Below are 20,187 nucleotides of genomic sequence, written 5' to 3' on the forward strand. Positions count from 1 at the left end.
ATGATCGGCCCGTCACTCCATCGGCACCGCGGTGCCGCTGACGTCCACGCCCGCCCCGGGCTCGGCCGACACATCGACGATCAGCGTGCTCGGCCGGCCCATCTCCTCGCCCTGGTGCAGGGTCAGGCGCACCGGCGTGGTGATCGTCCCGAGGTCGGCCAGGTACCCCCCGAGCGCCGCGGCGGCCGCTCCCGTGGCCGGATCCTCGTAGACCCCGCCGGGCGGGAACGGGTTGCGCACGGCGAGCTCGACGGCGCCGAGGCGGTGCACGAGCGCCACCGTCGTCCAGCCGCGGGCAGCCATCAGCGTGTCGAGGGCGTCCATGTCGTAGTCCAGCGCGGCGAGGCGCTCCCGGGTGGCGGCGGCCAGCACGAGATGGTTCGCGCCGGCGAACGCCACGCGCGGCGGCAGGGCCGGGTCGAGATCGTCGCGCGTCCAGCGCAGGGCGGCCAGCGCGGCCTCGACGTCGTCGTCGTGCACGGGCACGACGCGCGGCGGGACGCTGGTCAGCGTCGCGAGCAGCGCGCCGTCGCGCCACCGCGTCCGGACGGAGACGGGTCCCGAGCGCGTGGCGAGCACCACCGTCCCGGGTCCGACGCGGTGCGCGAGCGCCACGGCCGTGGCGATGGTCGCGTGGCCGCAGAACGGCACCTCGGCGCGCGGGCTGTAGTAGCGCACCGTGCGGTGGCGCGCGCCGTCGTCACCGAAGCCTGCGTCCCCGACGAGGAACGCGGTCTCGGAGAAGCCGACGTCGGCGGCGATGTCGAGCATCGCCGCCTCGTCGAGGCCCTCGGCGGACAGCACGACCCCGGCCGGGTTGCCCCCGGCCGGGGTCGTGGTGAAGGCGGCGTACCGCAGGATCTCGGGGCCCACCGGCCCGGATCGTAGGGACCTCAGCCCGCCGTGCGGGAGACCACCAGCGCACCGGCGCCGACGTCGGCGGACTCGTCGAGGTCGACGGCCACGGTGTCGCCCTCGCGCACCTCGCCGGCGAGCAGGGCCTTGGCGAGCTGGTCGCCGATCGCCGACTGCACGAGCCGGCGCAGCGGGCGCGCCCCGTACAGCGGGTCGAAGCCCTGCAGCGCGAGCCACTCGCGGGCGGCGTCGCTGACGGCCAGGGTCAGCCGGCGCGCGGCCAGCCGGGCCCCGAGGCGGTCCAGCTGGATGTCGACGATCGAGGTCAGCTCCTCGGTCGACAGCGCGTGGAACACCACGACGTCGTCGAGCCGGTTGAGGAACTCCGGCTTGAACGAGCGCTTGACGGTCTCCATGACCTTGTCCCGGCGGCCGGCGTCGTCGAGCGAGGTGTCCATCAGCGCCGCGGAGCCGAGGTTGGAGGTCAGCACGAGGATCGTGTTGCGGAAGTCCACCGTGCGGCCCTGGCCGTCGGTGAGGCGCCCGTCGTCGAGCACCTGCAACAGCACGTCGAACACGTCCGGGTGCGCCTTCTCGACCTCGTCGAGCAGCACCACCGAGTACGGGCGGCGCCGCACGGCCTCGGTGAGCTGGCCGCCCTGGTCGTAGCCGACGTAGCCGGGGGGCGCGCCGACGAGCCGGGCGACGGAGTGCTTCTCGCCGTACTCGCTCATGTCGATGCGGATCATCGCCCGCTCGTCGTCGAACAGGAACGCGGCGAGCGCCTTGGCCAGCTCGGTCTTGCCGACGCCGGTGGGCCCGAGGAACAGGAACGACCCGGTGGGCCGGTCCTCCTCGCTGATGCCCGCCCGCGCCCGGCGCACCGCGTCGGACACCGCGCGCACCGCCTCGGCCTGCCCGACCACGCGGCGGCCGAGCTCGTCCTCCATGCGCAGCAGCTTCGCGGTCTCGCCCTCGAGCAGGCGGCCGGCGGGGATGCCGGTCCACGCCGAGACGACGTCGGCGACGTCGTCGGGGCCGACCTCCTCCTTGAGCATCACCGGGGCGATCGACGCGGCGTCGGCGGCCTCCAGCTCCTTCTCCAGGGCCGGGATGCGGCCGTGGATGAGCTCCGCCGCCCGCCCGAGGTCGCCGTCGCGCTCGGCGCGGTCGGCCTCACCGCGCAGCGTCTCGAGCTGCTCCTTCAGACCCCGGCTGGCGTTGATCGAGTCCTTCTCGCCCTGCCAGCGGGCCGTGAGGGCGTCGAGCTCCTCGCGGCGCTCGGCCAGCTCGGCGCGCAGCGCGGTCAGGCGCTCGGCGGACGCGGCGTCGGACTCCTTGGCCAGCGCCATCTCCTCGATCTCGAGGCGACGCACGGCGCGCTCGACCTCGTCGATCTCGACGGGCCGCGAATCGATCTCCATGCGCAGCCGCGAGCTGGCCTCGTCGACGAGGTCGATGGCCTTGTCGGGCAGGAAGCGCGCGGTGATGTAGCGGTCGGACAGCGTGGCGGCGGCGACGAGCGCGGCGTCGGTGATGCGCACGCCGTGGTGCACCTCGTAGCGCTCCTTGAGCCCGCGCAGGATGCCGACGGTGTCGTCGACGGTGGGCTCGCCGACGAGCACCTGCTGGAAGCGGCGCTCGAGGGCCGGGTCGGACTCGATGTGCTTGCGGTACTCGTCGAGCGTGGTGGCGCCGACCATCCGCAGCTCGCCCCGGGCGAGCATCGGCTTGATCATGTTGCCGGCGTCCATGGCCGACTCGCCGGTGGCGCCGGCGCCGACGATGGTGTGCAGCTCGTCGATGAACGTGATGACCTGGCCCGCGGAGTCGGTGATCTCCTGCAGGACGGCCTTGAGCCGCTCCTCGAACTCACCGCGGTACTTCGCCCCGGCCACCATCGAGCCCATGTCGAGGGCGACGACGCGCTTGTTGCGCAGCGACTCGGGCACGTCACCGGCGATGATCCGCTGGGCCAGGCCCTCGACGATCGCGGTCTTGCCGACGCCGGGCTCGCCGATGAGCACCGGGTTGTTCTTGGTGCGCCGGCTCAGGACCTGGACGACGCGGCGAATCTCCGCGTCGCGGCCGACCACCGGGTCGAGGGCACCGGAGCGGGCGCGCTCGGTGAGGTCCTGGCCGTACTTCTCCAGGGCCTGGAACGTGTTCTCCGGGTCGGCCGACGTCACGCGCCCCGAGCCACGGACCTTGGTGAACGCCTCCTGCAGCGCCTCGGGCGTCGCGCCGTGGCGGGTCAGCACGTCGCCCGTGCGCCCGCCGGCCGCGGCCAGCCCGACCAGCAGGTGCTCGGTCGAGACGTACTCGTCGCCCATGTCGGCGGCGAGCTGCTGGGCGTGCTGGAGCACGCGCGCCATCTCGCGGTCGAACTGCGGCGCCGAGACGCTCGAGCCGCTGGCGCTCGGCAGCCCCGCGAGGACCTTGCCCACGTCGGCGCGCACGGCCGACGGGTCCGCCCCGACCGCGCGCAGCAGCGGCTCGGTGAGCCCGTCGGCCTGGTCGAGCAGCGCGGCCGCGAGGTGCGCCGGCGAGACCTGGGGATGCCCGTCGACGGTGGCCGCGCGGACCGCGGCGGACACCGCCTGCTGGGTACGGGTGGTGGGGGTGAAGTCCATCGATCCTCCTGGGTGCACCGGGCGGACGGCCCACCAGCCGCCGCCAACTTGAGTCTACCTAGCTCAACCTTGCGTCTTCACGGATTCTTCCCCGCCTCGTGGGAGGACGACCGGTCACCCACAGCGACGTCGACGAGCGGTCCCTCCCCGGGGCGTCGTCGCTGCTCACGGCCCTCGCACACACCGCCCGGCGCACGTGGCGGGCCGGGCGACGAGGCCCCGATGGGGACCCTGCGTGACGACCACGAACGGGCTGTCATAGTGACGGCGTCACGCGGGTCCGGGCGATCCGCGACGGGGGGTCGGGAGGAGCGCCGAGGATGTCCGCGGAGCCGCTGTCCGGAGCCGGTCCGTCCGCGCCCACCCCCCACTCGACCGCCCGTCCCACGCCACGGCCCTCCCCACGGCGCCTCGCCCCGGTGCGCGCCGTCGAGGCGCCGCCCACCACGCCCTTCGTCCGCCCCGGGCGCCACGCGGCGCCGGAGGGAGGGGCAGCGAAGGTCACCCCGACTGCGCCCGCCGCAGCGAAGGACGCCCTCGCTCCCGACGACCTCGCCGCCCGCCGGGTCCGCGAGACCTGGGAGGCCGTGGAGCCGCAGATCGACGAGCTCGCCGACTGGTTCGCCGCGCTGCTGTTCAGCCTCGCGCCCTCGACGCGGGCGCTGTTCCCCGCCCAGGTCAGCGGGCCCGCGCGCCGGCTGCTGCGCTCGCTGGTGGCGCCGATGAGCGCGGTCGACCGTCCCGCGGACCTGAAGGCCATGATCGCGCCGCTGGTGCGCGAGCACCGTGCCCTGGGCCTGGACGCCGAGCAGTACGAGCCGCTCGGGGTGGCGCTGATCGGGGCGATGCGCCGGTACGGTGCCGGCGTCGACGGGGCGTGGGACGACGCCACCGAGCACGCCTGGGTGCGCGCGTTCTCGCTGGCCGTGGGCCCCCTGGAGCAGGCGGTGCGCGCGGCCGACGCGACGCCCGCCGTCGCCGAGGGCACCGTCGTCGGGCACCGGCGGCTGAGCTGGGACCTCGCCGTCGTGCACGTGCGCCCCGACGTCCCGGTGCCCCACCGCGCGGGTCAGTACCTCACCGTCGAGGTGCCCCAGCGCCCCCGCATGTGGCGGCCGCTGAGCCCGGCGACCGCGCCCAGGCCCGACGGCCTGCTCGAGTTCCACGTCCGCGCCGTCGAGGGCGGCTGGGTGAGCCGGGCGATCGTGGCGCACGCGGCCACCGGCGACCGCTGGCGCCTGGGCCCCGCGGCCGGCCGGCTGGGCCTCGACCCGCGCAGCGAGCGCGAGGTGCTCGTGGTCGCCGGCGGCACCGGCGGCGCGCCCGTGCTCGCGCTGTGCGAGGACATGTCCCGGTGGGACCGCCCGCGTCCCTGCACGGTCTTCCTGGGCGGCCGCGTCCCGGACGACCTCACCGTGCTCGACCGGCTGCGGGCCCTCGCCGCGGAGCACCCCTGGCTCGCGGTGGCCGCGGTGTGCGAGGACGACCCGCTCGACGAGAGCACCCTGCCCGGCACGCTGCCCGAGGCCGTGCTGCGCGGCGGCGACTGGTCCTCCCACGACGTTCTGCTCTCCGGCTCGCCGGCGATGATCCGGGCCACGGCGGCCGCGCTGCTCGTCGACGGTGTGCCGCTCGACCGCATCACCTACGACCCGTTCGCCGACCGGTAGCAGACCCCCGGCGACAGCGGTCAGTCGTCCGACGACGACGACGTGCGCTCCGGGAGGTAGGGCTGGATCGCGGCGGCGAGCTTGGCCGGCGTCATCGACTGCAGCCAGATGCGCCCCGGCCCGTGCACCTCGGCCATCACCAGCGACTCGCCGAACAGCTTGTTCTTCACCCCGCGGATCGACGCGAACTCCACGCGCAGGTCCGCCGGCAGGAGAGCGAGGTGGCCCGGGTGGACCCAGAGCGACTGGCCGGCCGCCAGGTCGTACTCGGTGATCTCCCCGGCCAGCTGGACCCACGCCGTGCCGTGCCCGGCGAGCTTCTGGAAGACCACGCCCGCCCCGCCGAAGACCCCGGCCCCGATCTTCTTCTGCAGCCCGACCGAGATCTCGATCTCCGAGGTGCTGGCGACGTACGACCCCGAGAGCACCATCACCGGCGCGGCCGGGTCGACGGTGATCTCGCGGATCGTGCCCGGGAGCTGCGCCGCGAACGCCACGAACCCGCCGGAACGCGGCGGCGTGTACTCGGTGAGGAACAGCCCCCCGCCGCCGAGCGCGCGCTTGAGCCCGCTCATGAACCCGCCGCGGCCCCCCGACCCGAACCGGGTCGAGGTCTCCAGCGAGAAGTCCGCCGTCAGCCACGCGACGTCCCCGCCCTCGGCGATCAGCCGCTCGCCGGGCGCCAGGGTGACCTCGAGGACCGGCATCGTGGTGCCGGTGATCCGCGACTGCATCCGCCGACACTAGCGACGGAAGGGCCCCCCGCACCCCGTTCCTCGCCGTCATCCGCGCGTCACTCGCGGCGGCGCGGCCCCGGCTGCCACACCACCACCGACTGCGTGCGGCGCGCGGGCAGCCGGTCGCTGCGCGACGCGCCCCCCTGCTCGGCGGCGGCGCGCCAGCGGGCCAGCTCCTCGGTGACCTCGGCGATCCGGTCGGTCAGCGCGCCGACCTCCCGCTCGAGCTCGATGATCCGCTTGATGCCGGCGAGGTTGACCCCGTCCTCCTGGGACAGGCGCTGGACCTCGCGCAGCAGGGCGATGTCGCGCACCGAGTAGCGCCGCCCGCCGCCGCTGGCCCGACCCGGGCTGACCAGCCCGATCCGGTCGTAGGAGCGCAGCGTCTGGGCGTGCATGCCGGCGATCTGCGCGGCGATCGAGATGACGAAGACGGGGGTGTCCTCGTCGGCCCACGACGGCAGCGCGGGCAGGGAGGACGACGCCGAGCCGAGCGGGGCGGGCCACGGGCCGCGCTCGGCCGCCCGCCCCGTGTCCTCCCCGCCGCTCACGACGCCGTCTCCCTCCGTGCGGCGGCCTCGGCGCGCCGGGTGAGGTCGGCGCGCGGGTCGTGGTCGGCGGTGGCCTTCGCGTAGGCGTCGAGCGCGTCCCGGGCCTCGGCGCTCAGGCGCTGCGGCACCGACAGCTCGACGGTGACGAGCAGATCGCCGGTGCGCCCGTCCTTGCGGTGCACCCCGCGCCCGCGGACCCGCAGCGTGCGCCCGCTCTGGGTGCCGGCGGGGACCTTGAGCGAGACCTTGCCGTCCATCGTCGGCACGGTGATCGTCGTGCCGACGACCAGCTCGGGGAACGTGACGGGCACGGTCAGCGTCAGGTCGTCGGCGTTGCGCTCCGAGCGCCCGAACGCGCCGTCGGCGTTGACGTGCACGACGACGAACAGGTCGCCGGCGGGTCCGCCGCGGCTGCCGGGCTGCCCCTGCCCGGCGAGCCGGATGCGCTGGCCGTCGTCGACGCCCGGCGGGATGCGCACCGTGAGCGTGCGCGACCGGGTGCTGACGCCGTCGCCGCCGCACTCGGGGCACGGGTCGTCGACGATGGAGCCGCTGCCCGCGCAGTCGCGGCACGGCTCGCTGAACGCGAACGCGCCCTGGCTGCGCGAGACCACGCCGGCCCCGCCGCAGGTCAGGCACGTGCGGGGGCTCGTGCCCGGCTTGGCGCCGTTGCCGCCGCAGGTGCCGCAGCGCGCCGGCGAGGCCAGGCGCAGCGGCAGCGTCGTGCCGCCCACGGCCTCCGCGAAGTCGATGCGCACGTCGGTCTCGACGTCCGCGCCGCGCTGCTCGCGCGGGCGCGTCCCGGCCATGCCGGGTGTCGGTCCCGCCGCGGTGCCCGCGCCCGCGCCGCCGCCGAAGAGCCCGCCGAGCAGGTCGCCGAGCCCGCCCGCGCCGGGGGCCCCGGCGCTGCGCCCGCCGCCGCCAAACAGGTCGCCGACGTCGAAGCCGCCGGAGAACCCGCCGGGCGGGGCGGTGCCGCCGCCGCCCCCGCGCCCGCCGCCGAACCCGCCGAAGCGCCCGCCGGAGAACAGCGTGCGCGCCTCGTCGTACTGCCGGCGCTTCTCCGGGTCCGACAGCACGCCGTACGCCTCGCCCGCGGCCTTGAACTTGGCCTCGGCCTTCGGGTCGTTCTGCTTGGTGTCGGGGTGGTTCTCGCGGGCGATCTTCCGGTACGCCTTCTTGATGTCGGCGTCGGAGGCGTCCTTGGCCACGCCCAGCTCGCGGTAGTAGTCCTTCTCGACCCAGTCACGGGCGCTCATCGGCGGGACTGCTCCTTCCGCGGGTAGGGGGTGGTGTCAGGCGACGGTGCTCTCAGGACGTACCGGCGTCGGCCGTCTGCGACGGCTCGCCGGGACCGGCGGCCGGGGCGCTGCCGTCGGAGTCGGTGACGCCGACCATGGCCGCGCGCAGCACGCGGTCGCCGAAGCGGTAACCGCGGCGCATGACCGTGGTGACGGTCGGGCCCGCGACGTCCGGCGACGTGTCGCTGGCGACGGCCTCGTGCAGCGACGGGTCGAACGGGTCGCCCTCGGCCCCGAACGGGGTGAGCCCGGCGCGCTGGAGCGTCTCGGTGAGACGGTCGGCGACCACCTTGAACGGGCCGGTTAGGTCGCCGTGGCTCTGGGCGCGCTCGACGTCGTCGAGCACGGTGAGCAGCTCGCCGGCGACCGCGGCCTTCGCGGCCGCCACCGTCGACTCGCGCTCGCGCTCGGTGCGCCGGCGGAAGTTGGTGAACTCGGCCGACACGCGCTGCAGGTCGGCGGTGCGCTCGGCGAGCTCGGCGCGGACGCGCTCGACCTCGGGGTCCGCACCGGCCGCGGTCGCGTCACCCGCGGCGGGGCCCGTCGACGCGTCGGCGGCCGCGGCGGCCGCCTGCGCCTCGCCCTGCAGGCCGTCGAGGCCCTCGGGCGACGGCGTCGTCGCCCCGTCGGCGCTGTCCGTGGCCCCGTCGCCCTGCGCGGTGCCGGGCGGCATGTCCTGGCCGGAGGTGGGCACGCCGCCGACGCTCGAGTCGGTGGTGTCCTGCTCCTGCACTGTGACCTCCTCGGGAGGACCGGTCCCGCGCGGTGGCGGGCCCGGTCGGGCGTGATGTGTCGAGCGGGGCCGGCGGGGCCACCGGGCACGCCCGGTGGCCCCGCCGGTGGGGGTCACTGCTTCTTGTCGTCGTCGACGATCTCGGCGTCGACCACGTCGTCGGCCCCGTCCGTGGGCGCACCGGTGTCGCCGGGCGCCCCGGCGGCGCCCGCGGCGCCGCCCTCGGACTGCTGCTGCGCGTAGAGGGCCTGGCCGAGCTGCTGGGACTCGGTGGCGACCTTCTCCGACGCGGCCTTGATGGCCTCGGTGTCGTCGCCCTGGAGCGCGGTCTTCAGCTCGCCGACGGCGTCCTGGACCTTCTCCTTGACGTCCGACGGCAGCTTCTCGTCGTTGTCGGTGATGAACTTCTCGGTCTGGAAGACCAGCGTCTCGGCCTGGTTGCGGACCTCGGCGGCCTCGCGGCGCTTGCGGTCCTCGTCGGCGTGGGCCTCGGCGTCGGCCACCATGCGGTCGATCTCGTCCTTCGAGAGGGCCGAGCCGCCGGTGATGGTCATCTGCTGGGACTTGCCGGTGCCCTTGTCGACGGCCGAGACGTTCACGATGCCGTTGGCGTCGATGTCGAAGCTGACCTCGATCTGCGGCACGCCCTGCGGGGCGGGCGGCAGGTCGGTGAGCTCGAACATGCCGAGCTTCTTGTTGTAGGCCGCGATCTCGCGCTCGCCCTGGAAGACCTGGATCTGCACCGACGGCTGGTTGTTCTCCGCGGTGGTGAAGACCTCGGACTTCTTGGTCGGGATCGTCGTGTTCTTCTCGATCAGCTTGGTCATCACGCCGCCCTTGGTCTCGATGCCGAGGGACAGCGGGGTGACGTCGAGCAGCAGGACGTCCTTGACGTCACCGCGCAGCACGCCGGCCTGCAGCGTGGCGCCGACGGCGACGACCTCGTCCGGGTTGACGCCCTTGTTCGGCTCCTTGCCGCCGGTCAGCTCCTTGACCAGGTCGTGCACGGCGGGCATGCGGGTCGAACCACCGACGAGCACCACGTGGTCGATCTGGCCGACGGAGATGCCGGCGTCCTTGACCACCTGGTTGAACGGGCGGCGGCAGCGGTCGAGCAGGTCGGAGGTGATCCGCTGGAACTCGGCGCGCGAGAGCTGCTCGTCGAGGAAGAGCGGGTTCTTCTCCGCGTCGACCGTGATGTAGGGCAGGTTGATGCCGGCGCTCGACGAGCTGGAGAGCTCGATCTTCGCCTTCTCCGCGGCCTCGCGGAGACGCTGCATCGCCATCTTGTCCTTGGACAGGTCGATGCCCTGCGAGTTCTTGAACTTGTCGACGAGCCACTTGATGATGCGCTCGTCCCAGTCGTCGCCACCGAGCTCGTTGTCGCCGTTGGTGGCCTTGACCTCGACCACGCCGTCGCCGATCTCCAGCAGCGACACGTCGAACGTGCCGCCACCGAGGTCGAAGACCAGGATGGTCTGCTCGGCCTCGCCCTTGTCGAGCCCGTAGGCCAGCGCAGCCGCGGTGGGCTCGTTGACGATGCGCAGGACGTTGAGGCCCGCGATCTGGCCGGCCTCCTTGGTGGCCTGGCGCTGCGCGTCCTCGAAGTAGGCCGGGACGGTGATCACCGCGTCGGTGATCGGCTCGCCCAGGTACGCCTCGGCGTCGCGCTTGAGCTTCTGCAGCGTGCGGGCGCTGATCTCCTGCGCGTTGTACTTCTTGTCGTCGATCTCGACGGACCAGTCCGTGCCCATGTGCCGCTTCACCGACCGGATCGTCCGGTCGACGTTGGTCACCGCCTGGTTCTTCGCCGACTGTCCGACCAGGACGTCGCCGTTCCGGGCGAAGGCGACCACCGACGGGGTGGTGCGGCTCCCCTCGGAGTTCGCGATGACCGTCGGCTCGCCGCCCTCCAGGACGGCGACCACGGAGTTGGTCGTGCCGAGGTCGATGCCGACCGCTCGCGCCATGCTGACGTCTCCTCTCGAGACTGTGTCCATGAGTGCTCTGCGCTCAAGTATGTCCCGAACCCGTGAGTTCGCAACCCAGACCTGAGCCGCAGCTACTCAACTGTGTCACCCCGACCAACGGAGGGTGCCACGGACTTGTTCCCGACACGCTCAACTCCGGGGAAGAAGTCCGGTCCGGCAAGGTCAGGCGCGTCCGACGAGGTCGGCGATCGCGCCGGCGAGGTCGGGGTGACGGAAGTCGTACCCGAGCGCGAGGGCACGGCGGGGGACCATGCGCTGGCTGGTCAGGAGCATCTCGGCGGCCGGGCCGAGGCGCTCGCGGACCGCCTCGGCGGGCTCGACGGCGTCGCACGAGGTCCCGGCGGAGTCGGCGAGCTGCGCCGCCAGCTCGCGGTGCCGGACGGGGTGGGGCGCGGCGACGTTCACGACACCGCGGTACCGCGGATCCTCGAGCGCCTCGACGAGCAGCCCGACGACGTCGTCGACGTGGACCCACGGCACCCACTGCTCGCCGGAGCCGAGGACGGCGCCGCGCCCCTCGACGAACGGGCGACGGAAGAAGTCGAGGGCACCGTGGTCGGGGCCCAGCACCACACCGATGCGGGCGACGACCACGCGGATCGCGGGGTCGGCGTCCCGGGCCGCCTCCTCCCAGTCGGCGTACACGTCGCCGAGGACGAGGTCGCGCGACGCCGGGGTGTCGTCGCCCAGCTCGGCGTCCCCCGCGTCGCCGCACACCGTGAAGCCGCTGGCGCTGACGAGCACACCCGGCCGTCCGTGGCGCGCGAGTGCCCGCACCACGCGGCCGGTGACGTCGACACGGCTGCGGCGCAGCGCGTCCACGTACTCCGGCGTCCAGTGCTGCTCGAACACGTTGCGACCGGCGAGGTTCACGACGGCGCCCGCCTCGGCGACGGCGTCGTCGAGGTCGTGTCCCGTCCCCACCCAGACCCACTCCGGACGGCCGGCGCGCGCCGTGTCCGGGTCCCGCGAGACGCCGACGACCTCGCGCCCACGCGCCCGGAGTGCGGCACCGACACGGTCGCCGATCCACCCGTGCGCACCCGTGACGACGACGCGGCCGGCGGGTGGAGGCGTGGTCACGCGGCCGCCGTCAGTGCGGCCACCGCTGGGTGCTCAGCACCAGCCGGTAGCCGTCCGGGTCCTCGACGGTGACACCCCACTCGTCCCAGTACGGGTCGTGCGCGTCGGCACGACGCCCGCCCGCCTCGACCAACCGGTGCACGAGGTCGCCGGGCACGTCGTCGCCCAGGTACAGCACGAGGAGGTCGTCGACCGTCGGATGCGGCGCCGTGCCGTGGCCGACGAGCTCGAGGTGCCAGGCAGCCCCTGCCCACCCGAGCATCACGATCCCCGGCGGCGGCACGTCGGGTGGCGCCACCCGCATCAGCACGGTCAGGCCCAGACCCGACGTGTAGAAGCGCTCGGCGGCGGCCAGATCGGCGGTCGGTCGCGCGATCCGCACGTGGGTGCGGGGACCGGCGGACGTCGCGGGCACGGCACCTCCACGTCTCATCGGTGGGGAGGTCCGTGGGACGACACGGCCACGGGGCTCCGCCCGCGCATCCTTCTCCCACCGCTGGGAACTGTCGACGGTGCGCTCAGGCGCGGTCGGATCCGGTGCCCGGACGGGTCGCCAGCGGCAGGAGCTCGTCCTCGCCCCACTCCACGGCGCGGGTGCCCAGCGGCACGCCGGTCTGCTGCGCCTCCATCATCTGCCCGCCGCCCAGGTACAACGCCACGTGGTGGATCGTCTCGGGGTCGGACTCGTCGTACGCCCAGAACAGCAGGTCCCCGGGCTGCGCCTGCTCGACCGGGACGTGCGCGCCGGCGTGGTACTGCTCGCGCGACACCCGCGGCAGCACGATCCCCGCGCGCTCGTAGGCGCGCAGCATCAGCCCCGAGCAGTCGTAGCTGCCCGGGCCCGTGGCGCCCCAGACGTAGGGTTTGCCGGTCTCGGCGGTCGCGAACTCGATGGCCGTGCGCGCCACCCCCTCCGGCAGGGCGCTCGCGGGACCCGGCCCGGCCTCGGCCGCGGGCACGCACTCCTGGATCGCCCCGGCGACACCGGCGAGGTCGGTGACGAGGCTGTTGGCCAGCGCCTCCCACTTGGCGTAGGCGTTGGGGAACGCCGAGCGCTGCACGACCTGCGCGGCACGGGTGACCGGCATCGTGTCCCAGCCCGGCACGGTGAGCAGCCGCTCGAAGAACGTCCGCGTCGCGTAGACGGGGTCACGGACCTCCTCGGGGCTGCCCCACCCCTGGCTCGGGCGCTGCTGGAAGACGCCGAGCGAGTCGTGGTCCACCGCGACGTCCATGCCGACGGTGCCCATCTGCGACTCCTGCATGGCCGTGGCCAGCGCGACGACCCAGCCGCGCGGCGGGATCGCCATGCCCTTGGCCACGCCGATGATCGTGGCCGCGGTCTGGCGCTGCACCGCGTCGAGCTCGGCCGACGTCTGCGGGGCGTCGCCCGACGGCGCACCGCCGGTGCCCGCCTCGCACGTCGTGCCCTCGCCCGCCTCCTCGCCGCCGGTGACGAACTGCCCGACGACGAGCAGCCCCGCCGCCAGCACGACGACGAGGAACCCGGCGAGCGCGGCCACCGGCAGCAGCAGGCGCAGGATCCGGAAGCCGGGCGGCAGGCGCGGCGGGGTGATCACGCGAGCCGGCCTCAGGACGCCCGGTCGTAGCCGGAGACGCGCCAGTCACCCGGCCCGACCTGCACGAGCAGCAGCTCCAGGCGCACCGCGTCGGTCGGCACCTGGACGCGCACGGCCTCGGGGCGCACCTCGACGGGCACCGCGGGGCCGGTGACGGCGTTCCCCGGGACGTTCGCGGGGTCGACCTCGGCGAGCACGCCCAGGTACTCGTCGGTGGTGTACGGCGCGAGGCCCGCGCTCCACTGCTGCGGCGTGGTCCCGGCCGGGTGCGTCGCCCAGGCCTGCGTCCAGCGCTCCGCGACGGCGAGGGCCACCGGCGGGGCGTCGGACAGCGGCAGGCTCCGCGGGCTGAGCTCGGTCACCGGCGGCGCGCCGGGAGCGGGGGCGGTGGTGCCGGGCCCGGCGCTCGGGGCGGGCTGGAGGGCGCGTCCGCCGGGGCTCGGACTGCCGACGGCGCCGCCGAGGTACGACAGCCCGATCACGACCGCCACGGCGACGGCGAGCACCACGAACAGGCGCGCCGGGGAGTGCAGCGGCCACTCCCACAGCGCGCGGTAGGCCGCCGCGCGCCCGCGCCTAGTCCGGATCGGCACGCGAGCCTCCGTCGCCGGACGTCCCCGAGGACCCGGCCGGCGCGGACCGCCGTCCGGAGAGCCCGGACGACCCGGCGCCGACCGGCCGGCTGGGGCGGTAGATGCGGTACACCGGCGCGCCGTCGACCAGCTCGGCGCGCACCGGGCGGCCTGGCCCGGAGGCGCCGCTCCCGGCGTCCGCGACCCCGCGGTAGAGGCTGCGGTCGGCGTCGGTCACCTGGGCGCGGGCCGGGGTGGCGTCGCGGTCGCCGCGCGGTATCCCGCCGGGCACGGCGTCCCCGGCCCCCGCGGCACCCCGCGGCAGGGCCCGGCGGGCCCCGTCCCGCGCGGCCAGCGCCGCGGCGGGGTCGGCCGCGTGCGTGGACGCCGCCCCCACCCGCTCGCTGTCCACCCGCACGGGGCCGGCCGCGGCGGCTGCCCCCGCGGCGCCCGCGGTGGGCGTGGCGGCGGTCCGCGACGGGATGCTGCCCTCGGGGCGCCAGCCGTCGCCCCCGTTCGCGCCCGACGTGCGGCGCTCCGACCACCAGTCGTCCTGGCGCGCCGGCGAGCGCGGCAGGAAGCGCGACAGCGCGCCGCTCCCGGCGGGCGGGAGGAAGCCGCTCATCTGGTCGCGGGTCAGCGACACCATCGCCGAGAGCCGCCGGAACGGGCGCGCGACGGCCCACAGCACGATCGTCACGACCCCGGTGACGAGCAGCGCGAGCCACGTGTCGACGCCGGAGCCGGGCCGGAACAGGGCGATGACCATCAGCGAGTGCAGGCCGGCCATCGCCCCCACGAGCAGGGTGTTCACCAGCGCCGCCCCGCCCACGCGCAACGTCGCGGGCAGCACCTCGGGCTTGAGCAGGGCCAGCACGGCGAGCGCCGGGGCCACCATGACGAGTAGCCTGATGATCAACATCGAGACGAGGATCAGCAGCTTGCTCATCAGCTGGAACAGCCCGATGCACACGGCCTGGATCAGCGCGAGCATCCCGGCGCCGGTCCGCGAGCCCTGCCGACCCTGGAAGTAGCTGTACCGGTCGCCCACCCGGTCGGCGACGCTCGTGTACTGCTGCTTCTTGGCGTCCGCCTGGGCCTGGCCGTCCTGCCCGTCGGCGACCTCCTGCTTGGTGAACGTCTGCGCCCGCAGCAGCTCGCGGCCCATGTCGCGCGCCTGCGGCACCTCCGCGGAGCCGAACTGCCCGCGCAGCCAGTTGTTGTAGACGATCTGGTCGGTGAGCACGGTCGGCAGCGTGTTGGCGTCGCCCACCCCGACCTGGCCCAGGAACCCGCGCTGCATCGCGGTCACGCCGTCGAGCAGGACGCCGTCGAGCATGCTCGACCAGCGCACCGGCGCCGCGTAGGCCGCCGCCGCGATCGCCAGGGCGATCACCGCGATCCCGGCGCGCTGGGCCTGGCGGGACAGGTCGCCGCGCATCGCGAGCAGCAGCAGGATCGCCGCGAGCACGATCAGCGCCAGCCCCACCCAGGTGCTGAACACGGCGGTGTACATCGCCTGGGTGCCGGCCTGCACGACGCCGTCGAGCGGGCGCAGCAGCCCCGAACCGCGCTCGATGAGGTAGTGCGCCCAGTTGACGCCGCCGACCACGAGCTTGGCGATGTTGAAGAACTGGTTGCCCAGCCACGTGTCGGTCGCCGCCGCCGGGTCGCGGGCGCCGCCCGGGCCGCAGCCGAGGTCGTAGGTCCACCAGACCTGCCCGGCGTAGCCGACCTCGGCGTAGACGCTGCCCGGGGCCCCGATCCCCAGCGGGGCGGGGTCGAGCGAGCCGACGAGCCCGGTGCCGGGGCGGTCGGGGTCGGGCGCGGCCTTGCAGTCCAGCGGCGCCGCGGACGCGGGCAGCCCGACGAGCACGAGACCCGTGACCAGCGACGTCACGACCATCGCCGCGCGCCGGCGACCCCGCCGGCATTCCGTGGAGCGAAGGACGCCTCGACTGCGCAGGAAGCAGCGGACGACGCCTTCGCTCTCGATGGCGGGGGCGGTGCGCGTGCGCCGCGATCGCCGCCACCCCACGACCAGGGCGGCGGCGAGGACCACGACCGCGAGCGTCACCCCGGTGTCCCGGGACCCTGCCGGCCGGCGCCCACCCACCCGGCGGTGTCGGGCGCCCCGTCGGCGCCGCGGAGGCGCCCGCCGGGCCCGCGGTCGCCGGGCGTGGTGACGGTGTCGTCGTCGGCCAGCTCGCCGACGGCGTCGCCGGTGCTCGGGCCCTCGTCCATGACCCAGGCGTCGGCCCACTCGTCGTCGCCCGGAGGCTCGGGCTCGCGGGGTGCGCGGTCGGCGCCCCGGAGGTCGTCGACGAGGTCGTCGTCGAGGTCGGGGACGAGGTCGTCGAGCCCCGGCGGCAGCGCCGGCTCCGGCGGGCCCACCGGGCCGTCGACGCGCTCGTCGAGCACCGTGCCCTCGACGACGGTCCGCTCCACGAGGGGGTCGCGGGACGGCGTCACCGGCGTGACGCGGGCGGTGCCGGGCGGGGGCGCTGTCGGGGGCGGCGGTGTCGTCCGAGCGGCAGCGGGTGGGACCGGCGGCGGGACCGGGCGCCGGGGCGGGGCGGGCTGGACCGGCGGCGCGGCGGGCGCGGGCCCCGCCGCGGGCACCACCGGCACCGGTCCCGTGCGCTCGGCGTCGGTCTCGGGCGGCACCGGCCCCGCGGGCAGCGGGCGCACCCGCCGGGCGTCGGGGTTGGTGTCGAGGGTCGCGCGCAGGTGCTCGAGGTGCGGGCCCTCGAGGTCGATGCGGATCTTCTCGACGCCGCCGTGACCGTCGGCGAACACGAACTGGCGTGGGGTGTCGTCCGGGCGGTCGTCGTGGCGCGGGCGCGGCGAGAGCGTCCCGAGCATCTCCTCGTAGCCCACGTCGGTGGGCACGCGCAGCAGGCGCAGCGCCTCGGCCTGGGCCTCCTCGTCGTCGGTGCGCCCGACGAACACGGCGTTGACCAGCGACGCGAACCCGGGCACGCGCAGCAGGTCGCCGGCGAGCTGGGAGGCGAACAGCGCGCGGACGTTGAACTTGCGCGAGTCGCGGGCCAGCCGGTCGATGAGCACCTTGCCGGTGGGGATCTGCGACAGGAAGTGCGTCTCGTCGAGCGCGACGCCCTTCCGCAGGTTCCGGTCGGCGGTGTAGATCGTGCGCTGCGTCAGCCAGGACGCGAGGTTGAGCAGCTCGACGGCCAGCGACTCGCCGTCGGTCCACTCCTCGCGCGGGCTGCCGGGGCGCGGCAGCGCCATGCCCTGCATCGTCAGGACGGTGAGGCGGTAGTTCTCCTCGCCGAGCCACGGGTCGACGCGCCGGTCAGCGTGCTCGTCGGGGAACAGCAGCGCGGCCTGCGGCAGCTCGCGGCGCTCCTCGAGGAAGTCGGCGACGACGTCGGCGTGCTCCTCGCCCTCCCGCGCGTGGCGGCGCAGGACGGCGATCACCTGGCCGGGGTCGCGGTCCGGGGCGCCGCCGACCTCGCGGACCGCGCGCAGCAGCACGATCCGGGTGTGGGGCAGGCGCGCCACGTCGAAGGGCAGCAGGCCGGTGAGGACGTCGAGCACCAGGCGGCGCCGGGTGGCGGCGGCCAGCGAGCGCTCGCGGCGCCACGCCTTGTCCGGGTCCTCCTCGTCGAGGAAGTGGTCGCGGCGCGGCTCGGCCACCACGCGGTACGGGTTGAGGATGCCGGGGTCGGCACCGAGCAGGTGGATGTGCCGGGAGAACGGGGCGAGCTCGGGGAGCTTGGCCAGCTCGGCCAGCGGGCCCGACGGGTCGAGCACCGTCCAGCGGGCCCCGGCGCGCAGCGTCTTGTAGACGAGCAGCCCGGTGAGGAACGACTTGCCCGAGCCCAGCCCGCCGACCACCGCGGTGAGGCCGGAGGCCCGGCGGACCTCCTGGGCCATCCACGGGTCCCACGCCACCGGGCGGCGGGTGGCCGTGCACGTCTCGCCGATCATCACCCCGCGCCGGTCGCCCACCGACGCCGACGCGGCCGGCACGCCCGCGGCCACCCAGGTCACCGAGCCGCGGCGCCGGTAGGCGGTCGACGCCAGCGGCTCGCCGGGGATGAACTCGCGGGCGTAGGCGTACTGCGCCTCGGGGTGCTCCATGGCCACGCGCGGGCGGTAGAGGTCGAGCACCTGCTGCGCGCGGGTCAGCGCCTCGCCCTCGTCACGCCCGGAGACCGCGACGCGCCACCAGCCGTAGACCCGGGTGTTGAGCTGCGTCAACCCGCCGGAGAGCTCGTCCTCGATCTGCAGCACCCGATCGGCCTGGCGGGACAGCGACATCGGCGGGTCGAGGTCGTGGTCGTGGGTGTAGTGCCGGATCTGGCTGCGCACCTTGCCCATCTGGCGCTGCAGCTCGCCCGCGACCTCCTCGGGCTTGCGGATGTACACCCGCGCCGACCACTCGACGGGGAACGGCAGGCGGTCGCTGCGCTGCATCCACGGGTCGTCGGCCTCGGGGATGCGCAGCCCGTCCATGAGCCCCACCGACAGCACCGCGACGTGGCGCTGCACCGGCTGCGTCCCGAACCGTCCCAGCACCTGCACGGTCGGCGCGTACGGCTCCTGGTGCAGGGCGACGCCGTCGGTGAACGCGGCGAGGTCCTCGGTCTCCCAGTGCTCCCCGGACGCCGGGGTCACCGTCCGCGGCGCGGGCAGGCCCAGTGAGCACGAGCGGTGCATCAGCCAGGCCATGTCCTCCGCGGTGGCCGGCACCGCGTCGAGCCCAGGGCGCGACACCAGCGCCTCGACGTGCGCGATCTCGGACTCCAGCGCCGACAGCTCCGCGGTGGCGGCCGAGGGCACCAGCCGGCCCAGCAGTGGCGCCGCGCCCTCGAGCCAGCGGTCGACCACCGAGCGCCCGGACACCTCGACGCCGAGGAAGACCTCCTTGTCCGACATCGACAGGCCCATGAGGTGGCGCTGCTCGCCCTCGAGGAACGACTCCCAGCTCAGCGAGCCCGGGACGTCGGGCAGCCGGCCGGGGGCGTTGTGGTCGAACGCCTCCGCCCACAGCGCCACCGGGTAGGGCCGCGAGGTGACGCGCACGTGCAGCCAGCGGCCCTGCAGCTCCCCGAGCTGCGTCGCGATCTGGCGGATCAGGGTCTCGCGCTGCGAGTCGCTGCGGAAGCTCCACGGCTGCGGCGCGAGCCGGTACCAGGCGGTGACCGACGACGCGGTGCGCGCGAGGTTGCCGTCGATCGCGCGCAGCGAGATCGCCGACTTGTACCCCGCGGCCGGCGCCTCCCCGGTCAGCGAGCGCCCGCGCCGGCCGTTCGTGCGCGCCGGCGTGCTGGGGGTCGTGCGCAGCCCGCCGGCGCGCTCGCCCGCACTCCCTGCCTCCAGCGCCTCCGGCGCCGGCCCGCCGTCGCGCCGGGCCCTACCGCGGCGCAGCACCGTCGTCCCCCCGCGCGCCGCGCGAGCGCGCGCCCGGGCCGAAGGGCGCGCCGTCGCCGCCGGCGGGCTCGTTCGACATGGGCCACCCCGGCCGGCGGCGCGGGCGCGCGGGACGCCGCTGGGTGCGGTCGGGATCGCCGGCGTCGGGCCGCCCGGCGCGGTCGATGCGGCGCCCGGAGCGGGGGGCCGGGACCGGCTCGCGGCCGGCCGTGCCCCCGGTCCAGGCGGCGACCGAGGCCTCCGCGGCCGCGGCCGTGCGCGGGTCCGGGGCGGGCGGCAGGCTCGCGGGACGGACGGCGCCGTCGCGGACCGGGTCGCCGATGTCGGCGCTCTCCGGGGGGCCGAACCCGGCGTCGGCGCCGCGGCGCGGACGCGCGGGCCGCCGACGCTCGCCACCCGCAGGAGTCGCCGTACCGGCGGTCCGTGCCCGGCGGTGCGCGCCGCCGGCCTGCGCGTCGAGGTCCGGGGTGAGGTGGCCGTCGCGCTCGGCGCGCCGCGGTCCGGGGACGACGGGCGGCTCGGGCTCCGGAGCGGGCTCGGCGGCGCGGGGCTCGGCGACCCGCGGGGAGCCCGCGCTCGCCACGCCCTCCTCGTCCTCGCGCGGGGGCGGGCCCCACGCGGCGTCCTCCTCCGACGCCCCGGCCCGGACCGTCGGGTGGACGACCCGGCCCTCGCTGCCGCGCGGCAGCGCGACGGCGGTGGGCGCGCCGGTGAGCTTGGGGCGGTCGCGGCGCACGGCGACGTGGCCGGTGGTCAGCGCGCCGCCGATCGTGCCCTGCTTCGCCCGCGGCCCGCGCAGCTCGTGGACGAACAGTGTCAGCCACTCCAGCAGCGGGCGCTCGTCGTTGATCCGCCGCGACACGAACCGCGTCACCGCGACCGTGATGAGCAGCGCCCACGCCACCGAGAAGAAGCCGAGGTCGATGCCGAGGCGACGCTGCACGAACATCACGGCGAGCATGACGAGCAGGCCGACGCCGTAGGCCGAGTACCGGGCCCGCCACGGGAAGGTCGCCCGCGGCGGGCCGAGCCAGACGGCGTCGACGCGGTACACGTCGTCGTCGGTGCGGATGTGCACCCG

The 20,187-nt window shown here is 75.5% G+C and carries 15 protein-coding genes; 1 reads left to right on the plus strand and 14 read right to left on the minus strand.

Annotation, left to right across the window (positions count from 1 at the left end; all coding sequences use genetic code 11):
- Nucleotides 1-12 precede the first annotated feature (12 nt).
- Both ACQPX6_RS29065 and clpB read right to left on the minus strand, forming a co-directional pair.
- A complete protein-coding gene (locus ACQPX6_RS29065) occupies nucleotides 13-873 on the minus strand; it encodes a PhzF family phenazine biosynthesis protein (protein WP_433784258.1) in 861 nt (286 codons plus the stop codon).
- A 20-nt stretch (nucleotides 874-893) separates the two neighbouring features.
- On the minus strand, nucleotides 894-3,488 hold the full coding sequence (clpB, locus tag ACQPX6_RS29070) for an ATP-dependent chaperone ClpB (RefSeq protein WP_433784260.1): 2,595 nt from the start codon (nucleotides 3,486-3,488) through the stop codon (nucleotides 894-896).
- A 419-nt stretch (nucleotides 3,489-3,907) separates the two neighbouring features.
- Here clpB and ACQPX6_RS29075 point away from each other — a divergent pair, with 419 nt between their 5' ends.
- A complete protein-coding gene (locus ACQPX6_RS29075; protein ID WP_433784261.1) occupies nucleotides 3,908-5,158 on the plus strand; it encodes an FAD-binding oxidoreductase in 1,251 nt (416 codons plus the stop codon).
- A 20-nt stretch (nucleotides 5,159-5,178) separates the two neighbouring features.
- On the opposite strand, the gene ACQPX6_RS29080 is transcribed toward ACQPX6_RS29075, so the two are convergent.
- From ACQPX6_RS29080 to ACQPX6_RS29135, 12 genes are all read right to left on the minus strand, one after another.
- Nucleotides 5,179-5,892, minus strand: a complete 714-nt coding sequence (locus ACQPX6_RS29080; RefSeq protein WP_433784262.1) for an AIM24 family protein — start codon at nucleotides 5,890-5,892, stop codon at nucleotides 5,179-5,181.
- Nucleotides 5,893-5,951: 59 nt separating this feature from the next.
- Entirely contained in the window at nucleotides 5,952-6,368 is a 417-nt protein-coding gene (locus ACQPX6_RS29085; RefSeq protein ID WP_433788395.1) for a heat shock protein transcriptional repressor HspR, read from the minus strand.
- A gap of 74 nt (nucleotides 6,369-6,442) precedes the next feature.
- Nucleotides 6,443-7,705: a DnaJ C-terminal domain-containing protein gene (locus tag ACQPX6_RS29090; RefSeq protein ID WP_433784263.1), complete on the minus strand. Its 1,263-nt coding sequence runs from the start codon at nucleotides 7,703-7,705 to the stop codon at nucleotides 6,443-6,445.
- 52 nt (nucleotides 7,706-7,757) lie between these two features.
- Nucleotides 7,758-8,480: a nucleotide exchange factor GrpE gene (gene grpE / locus ACQPX6_RS29095; RefSeq protein ID WP_433784264.1), complete on the minus strand. Its 723-nt coding sequence runs from the start codon at nucleotides 8,478-8,480 to the stop codon at nucleotides 7,758-7,760.
- A 113-nt stretch (nucleotides 8,481-8,593) separates the two neighbouring features.
- Nucleotides 8,594-10,450 (minus strand): molecular chaperone DnaK, encoded by a 1,857-nt coding sequence (gene dnaK / locus ACQPX6_RS29100; RefSeq protein WP_433784265.1) that lies wholly within the window; start codon nucleotides 10,448-10,450, stop codon nucleotides 8,594-8,596.
- A 183-nt stretch (nucleotides 10,451-10,633) separates the two neighbouring features.
- A complete protein-coding gene (locus ACQPX6_RS29105; protein ID WP_433784267.1) occupies nucleotides 10,634-11,554 on the minus strand; it encodes a TIGR01777 family oxidoreductase in 921 nt (306 codons plus the stop codon).
- Nucleotides 11,555-11,564: 10 nt separating this feature from the next.
- Nucleotides 11,565-11,969: a VOC family protein gene (locus ACQPX6_RS29110; RefSeq protein WP_433784268.1), complete on the minus strand. Its 405-nt coding sequence runs from the start codon at nucleotides 11,967-11,969 to the stop codon at nucleotides 11,565-11,567.
- 103 nt (nucleotides 11,970-12,072) lie between these two features.
- The gene (locus ACQPX6_RS29115) at nucleotides 12,073-13,083 is read right to left on the minus strand and encodes a C40 family peptidase (protein ID WP_433788396.1); all 1,011 of its coding nucleotides are present in this window, start codon (nucleotides 13,081-13,083) and stop codon (nucleotides 12,073-12,075) included.
- 62 nt (nucleotides 13,084-13,145) lie between these two features.
- Nucleotides 13,146-13,727: a hypothetical protein gene (locus ACQPX6_RS29120; RefSeq protein WP_433784269.1), complete on the minus strand. Its 582-nt coding sequence runs from the start codon at nucleotides 13,725-13,727 to the stop codon at nucleotides 13,146-13,148.
- Nucleotides 13,711-15,783, minus strand: a complete 2,073-nt coding sequence (locus tag ACQPX6_RS29125) for a hypothetical protein (protein WP_433784270.1) — start codon at nucleotides 15,781-15,783, stop codon at nucleotides 13,711-13,713. The genes ACQPX6_RS29120 and ACQPX6_RS29125 overlap by 17 nt, the downstream gene beginning before the upstream one ends.
- Complete coding sequence (locus ACQPX6_RS29130; RefSeq protein ID WP_433784271.1) at nucleotides 15,780-19,106, minus strand: ATP-binding protein; 3,327 nt, start codon at nucleotides 19,104-19,106, stop codon at nucleotides 15,780-15,782. The genes ACQPX6_RS29125 and ACQPX6_RS29130 overlap by 4 nt, the downstream gene beginning before the upstream one ends.
- Nucleotides 19,090-20,184 (minus strand): hypothetical protein, encoded by a 1,095-nt coding sequence (locus ACQPX6_RS29135; protein WP_433784272.1) that lies wholly within the window; start codon nucleotides 20,182-20,184, stop codon nucleotides 19,090-19,092. Before ACQPX6_RS29135 ends, ACQPX6_RS29130 begins: the two co-directional genes overlap by 17 nt.
- Nucleotides 20,185-20,187 lie beyond the last annotated feature (3 nt).

Origin of the sequence: Actinomycetospora sp. CA-101289 (assembly GCF_050955895.1) — a bacterium.
Lineage (GTDB): Bacteria > Actinomycetota > Actinomycetes > Mycobacteriales > Pseudonocardiaceae > Actinomycetospora.